The following is a 4,360-nucleotide window of genomic DNA, read 5'->3' on the forward strand; positions in this document are numbered from 1 at the left end:
AGGCCTGGGCAGAGCCCCGGTTCCGAGGCCTGGGGCGGAACCCCGGCCAGGGTCTGGGGCGGAGCCCCGGTCGGGGTCTGGGGCGGAGCCCCGGTTCCGAGGCCTGAGGCAGAGCCCCGGTCGGGGCCTGGGGCGGAGCCCCCGTCGGGGTCTGGGGCGGAGCCCCGGTTTCGGGAAGGGGCGGGGAGGGGAATAGCCCGCCGCAGGCGGCACGGACCGTCGGACACCCCTAGGCGCCGCGCTCGGCCTCCTGCCGCGCCGGGGCCTCCGTCGGGTCCTCACCGCGGTCCAGGGCCTTCCACAGCTCCTCGGGGCGGTCCGGGTCGGAGGCGGCGGCGCCGCGCCGGGCGCGGCTCCGGGCCGGGGCGCCCGCGGTGCCCGCGCGCTCGTACCGGCCGGACATGGCGGGCCAGTGACGGCCGTAGCCCAGGGCGAGCACGCCCGCGAGCAGCAGCAGCACCCCGCCCGCCGCGGCGACCCACGGCCAGGGGGTGTACGCCACGTCGTGGATGGGGCTGTGGGTCAGCCCGCTCACCTTGGACGCCTTCTCCTCGAGCGCCGCCTTGTCGGACGCGCCGAGGGCGGAGCTGATCACGATGCCCGCGCCGCAGAGGGCCAGCAGCGCCGCGACGACGCCACGGCCGAGGCGGCGCACGGCGAAGACCGCGACCAGCGCGGCCAGGCCGACGACCGCCAGCGCACCGGGGAGTCCGGTGATGTCATCGCCGTTGGCGCTCTGCGAGAGGGATCCCTGGGCGACGGAGGCGGTGCCCTCGGCCCATTTGCGGCTGGTGGCCAGCAGGACCAGGGCGGCGCCGAGCGCACCGGCGAGCAGGGCGATGGCAAGGCTGCTCCGGCGGCCGCGCGCGACGGGGGCGGAGGGCTCGTGCTCGGCCCTGGGCTGGGGTACGGCTGCTGCAGTCACGCCTACCACTATCCCCCACCCGGGTACGGGAGAGTTCCCGGGTGGGGGATATGGGACCTACCGGGAGCCACGGCCGCCGGGAGCTACCGCCCTGGCAGCCACCGGCCGCCGGGAGCTACCGCCCCAGGCGGCCCGCCGCGTGCACCGCCCGCAGCACCGCCGCCGCCTTGTTGCGGCACTCCGCGTCCTCGGCCACCGGATCGGAGTCGGCGACGATCCCGGCGCCCGCCTGGACGTACGCCGTGCCCTCGCGCAGCAGCGCGGTGCGGATGGCGATCGCGGTGTCGGAGTCGCCCGCGAAGTCGAGATAGCCGACACAGCCGCCGTACAGCCCGCGCCGGCTCGGCTCCAGCTCCTCGATGATCTGGAGCGCCCGCGGCTTGGGGGCGCCGGAGAGGGTGCCCGCGGGGAAGCAGGCGGTGAGCACGTCGAAGGCCGTACGGCCCTCGGCGAGGCTGCCGGTGACGGTCGAGACGATGTGCATGACATGGCTGTAGCGCTCGACCGACATGAAGTCGACGACCTCCACACTGCCGGGCTCGCAGACCCGCCCGAGGTCATTGCGCCCGAGGTCGACGAGCATCAGATGCTCGGCCCGCTCCTTGGGGTCGGCGAGCAGCTCCTCGGCGAGCGCGGCGTCCTCCTGTGGAGTGGCCCCCCGGTGGCGGGTGCCGGCGATGGGGTGCAGCATCGCCCGGCCGTCCTCGACCTTGACCAGGGCTTCCGGGCTCGAGCCCACCACATCGAAGCCCTCGAACCGGAAGAGGTACATATAGGGGCTCGGGTTGGTGGCGCGCAGCACCCGGTAGACGTCGAGGGCGCTGGCCGAGCACGGCGTCTCGAACCGCTGCGAGGGGACGACCTGGAACGCCTCGCCCGCGCGGATGCGCTCCTTGATGTCGTCCACCGCTTCCATGAAGTCCTCGCCGCCCCACAGCGCGGTGTACTCGGGCAGCTCGGAGTCGGGCAGCGCGGCGGGGTCGGTCGCCACGGGGCGGACGAGGTCGGCGGCCATCGCGTCGAGCCGGGCCACGGCGTCCGCGTACGCCTCGTCCACACCCGTGTCGAGGTCGTTGTGGTTGATCGCGTTGGCGATCAGCAGCACGGTGCCGTCCCAGTGGTCCAGCACCGCGAGGTCCGAGGTGAGCAGCATGGTCAGCTCGGGCAGGCGCAGATCGTCCCGGCCGTGCTCGCCGACCTTCTCCAGGCGGCGGACGACGTCGTAGCCGAGATAGCCGACCATGCCGCCGGTGAACGGCGGCAGCTGGACCAGCCCGCCGAGGTCGCGCGGGGTGTGCAGGGCCTCGACGGTGGCGCGCAGCGCCTGGAGCGGGTCGCCTTCGGTGGGGACGCCGACCGGCGGGGTGCCCAGCCAGTGGGTGCGGCCGTCGCGTTCGGTGAGGGTGGCGGCGCTGCGGACTCCGATGAAGGAGTAGCGGGACCAGGAGCGGCCGTTCTCGGCGGATTCGAGGAGGAAGGTGCCGGGGCGCTCGGCGGCCAGCTTGCGGTAGAGGCCCACGGGGGTGTCGCCGTCCGCGAGCAGCTTGCGGCTCACGGGGATGACGCGGCGGTCGGCCGCCAGCTTGCGGAAGGTCTCGAGATCCATCGTGACAGCGTCCTGGGTCTGGGGCTGGGGAGCCCGGCGGGGCACGGGGGCTGGGGACTTGCTGGGGCTTGGTTTTTGGGGTGGTGGCTGGTCTACCGGCCGGTCCGCGGGCCGAGCGGGAGCTCGTCGGCGTCGAAGCAGGTGCGGTCGCCGGTGTGGCAGGCGGCGCCGACCTGGTCGACCTTGACCAGGACGGTGTCGGCGTCGCAGTCGAGCGCGACGGACTTGACCAGTTGGACATGGCCGGAGGTGTCGCCCTTGACCCAGTACTCCTGGCGGCTGCGGCTCCAGTAGGTGCAGCGGCCGGTGGTGAGGGTGCGGTGCAGCGCCTCGTCGTCCATCCAGCCCAGCATCAGCACCTCACCGGTGTCGTACTGCTGGGCGATGGCGGGGAGCAGGCCGTCGGCGCCGCGCTTGAGGCGGGCGGCGAGGGCCGGGTCGAGGGCGGAGGGGCGGTCGGAGCCGGTCATGCGACCATTCTGCACGTCCGGAGGGGGGTCCCCGCGAATGATCTCCGCCGGACCGGGAGCAGGACCGGGAGCAGCGCTGGAAATCCGGGCTGGGAAACCGGGCTGGGAAACCGGCCGGAGGCCGGGCCCGATGGACGGATTGTCAGTGGAATGGGGCATGCTTCGGGCATGACGTTTCCGCCGCCGTCGAACGAGCCCAACCGGCCTGGAAACGGCGGGGGGTTCGGTCCACCACCGCCGCAGCCACAGCAACCACCACAGCCACAGCCCGCGCAGCCGCAGCAGCCCGCGCAGCCCCCGCAGGCGCAGCAGGGCTTCGGGCCGCCGCCCCCGGCGGACCAGCCCGCCCAGCCCGGTCCGCCCGCGCAGCCGAGCGGCGGTTTCGGTCCGCCCACCCCACCGGCCCTGCTGCCCGGCGGCCCGCCCCCGGGGGCGCTGCCGCCGGGGTCCATACCCCCGGGCGCACTGCCGCCGGGGGCCATACCTCCGGGGGCGCTGCCGCCCCCTCCCCCGCCGCCCGGCAGCGGCGGCTCCAGGACCACGGCGATCGTCATCGCGGCGGTGGTGGCCGTGGCGGTGGTTGTCGGCGCGATCGTCATCGGGACGAAGGACGACGGCGGCAAGGAGACGTCGGCCGACGCCGGCCCGTCCGCCTCCGCCTCCGCCTCGGACCAGCCCCTCTCCTCGCCCTCGGACGCCGAGTCGTCCGCCGCCCCGTCGGGCTCGGAGGACCCCGGCGAGGGGGCGCCGCTGGGCGGCGGCAGCGAGGCCCCCGACGGGGATCCGAGCGCCTCGGAGTCGGCGGCCCCGGACGCGTCGGAGTCCGGCGCGCCCGGTGACAAGGTGCCGTATGTGGTGCTCGACCCCGGCCAGTGCTTCGACCACCCGGCGATGGACAGCAGCGTCACCAAGGTCGAGAAGCGGTCCTGCCACGGCGCGCACGACGGCGAGGTGATCGCCAACGAGACGCTGAGCGGCGACTTCTCCACCGAGAAGGCGATTCAGACCAAGGCGCTGGCGCTGTGCGCGACGGATGCCAAGAAGCGGCTCAAGAGCGTCCCCAACGACGGCCGGATGTACTACTACTACGCGCTGTACCCCGCGCTGGGCACGTACTCCATCCAGGGCGAGGACCAGGTCTCCTGCGCGCTCACGCTGAGCGCCGGGCGCGACGGCAAGAAGCTGAGCAAGCCACTGCCAGGTTAGTTGGGGAGTGCCGTCGGCGGATTATGACGCCTGCGGCGGGCTGTTCCCCTTCCCCGCCCCTTCCCGACACCTGACGATATGCGGCTCCGCCGCGTGCGGGGCTCCGCCCCAGACCCCGGCAGGGGCTCCGCCCCAGACCCCGGGGTCCGGGGG

At 74.4% G+C, this 4,360-nt stretch carries 4 protein-coding genes; 1 reads left to right on the plus strand and 3 read right to left on the minus strand.

What is annotated here, in order from left to right; genetic code table 11:
- Window positions 1–229 precede the first annotated feature (229 nt).
- The 3 genes from ACFXB5_RS52845 to hisI form a co-directional block, all read right to left on the minus strand.
- Complete coding sequence (locus tag ACFXB5_RS52845) at window positions 230–925, minus strand: TIGR02234 family membrane protein (protein WP_385223101.1); 696 nt, start codon at window positions 923–925, stop codon at window positions 230–232.
- Between the two features lie 115 nt (window positions 926–1,040).
- On the minus strand, window positions 1,041–2,576 hold the full coding sequence (locus tag ACFXB5_RS52850) for an anthranilate synthase component I (protein ID WP_385223103.1): 1,536 nt from the start codon (window positions 2,574–2,576) through the stop codon (window positions 1,041–1,043).
- A gap of 47 nt (window positions 2,577–2,623) precedes the next feature.
- On the minus strand, window positions 2,624–3,001 hold the full coding sequence (hisI, locus tag ACFXB5_RS52855) for a phosphoribosyl-AMP cyclohydrolase (RefSeq protein ID WP_198282522.1): 378 nt from the start codon (window positions 2,999–3,001) through the stop codon (window positions 2,624–2,626).
- Between the two features lie 168 nt (window positions 3,002–3,169).
- On the opposite strand from hisI, the gene ACFXB5_RS52860 reads away from it, so the two are divergent.
- Entirely contained in the window at window positions 3,170–4,207 is a 1,038-nt protein-coding gene (locus ACFXB5_RS52860; protein ID WP_385223105.1) for a hypothetical protein, read from the plus strand.
- Window positions 4,208–4,360 lie beyond the last annotated feature (153 nt).

It is taken from the genome of Streptomyces sp. NPDC059455 (assembly GCF_042750115.1).
GTDB lineage: Bacteria > Actinomycetota > Actinomycetes > Streptomycetales > Streptomycetaceae > Streptomyces > Streptomyces endocoffeicus.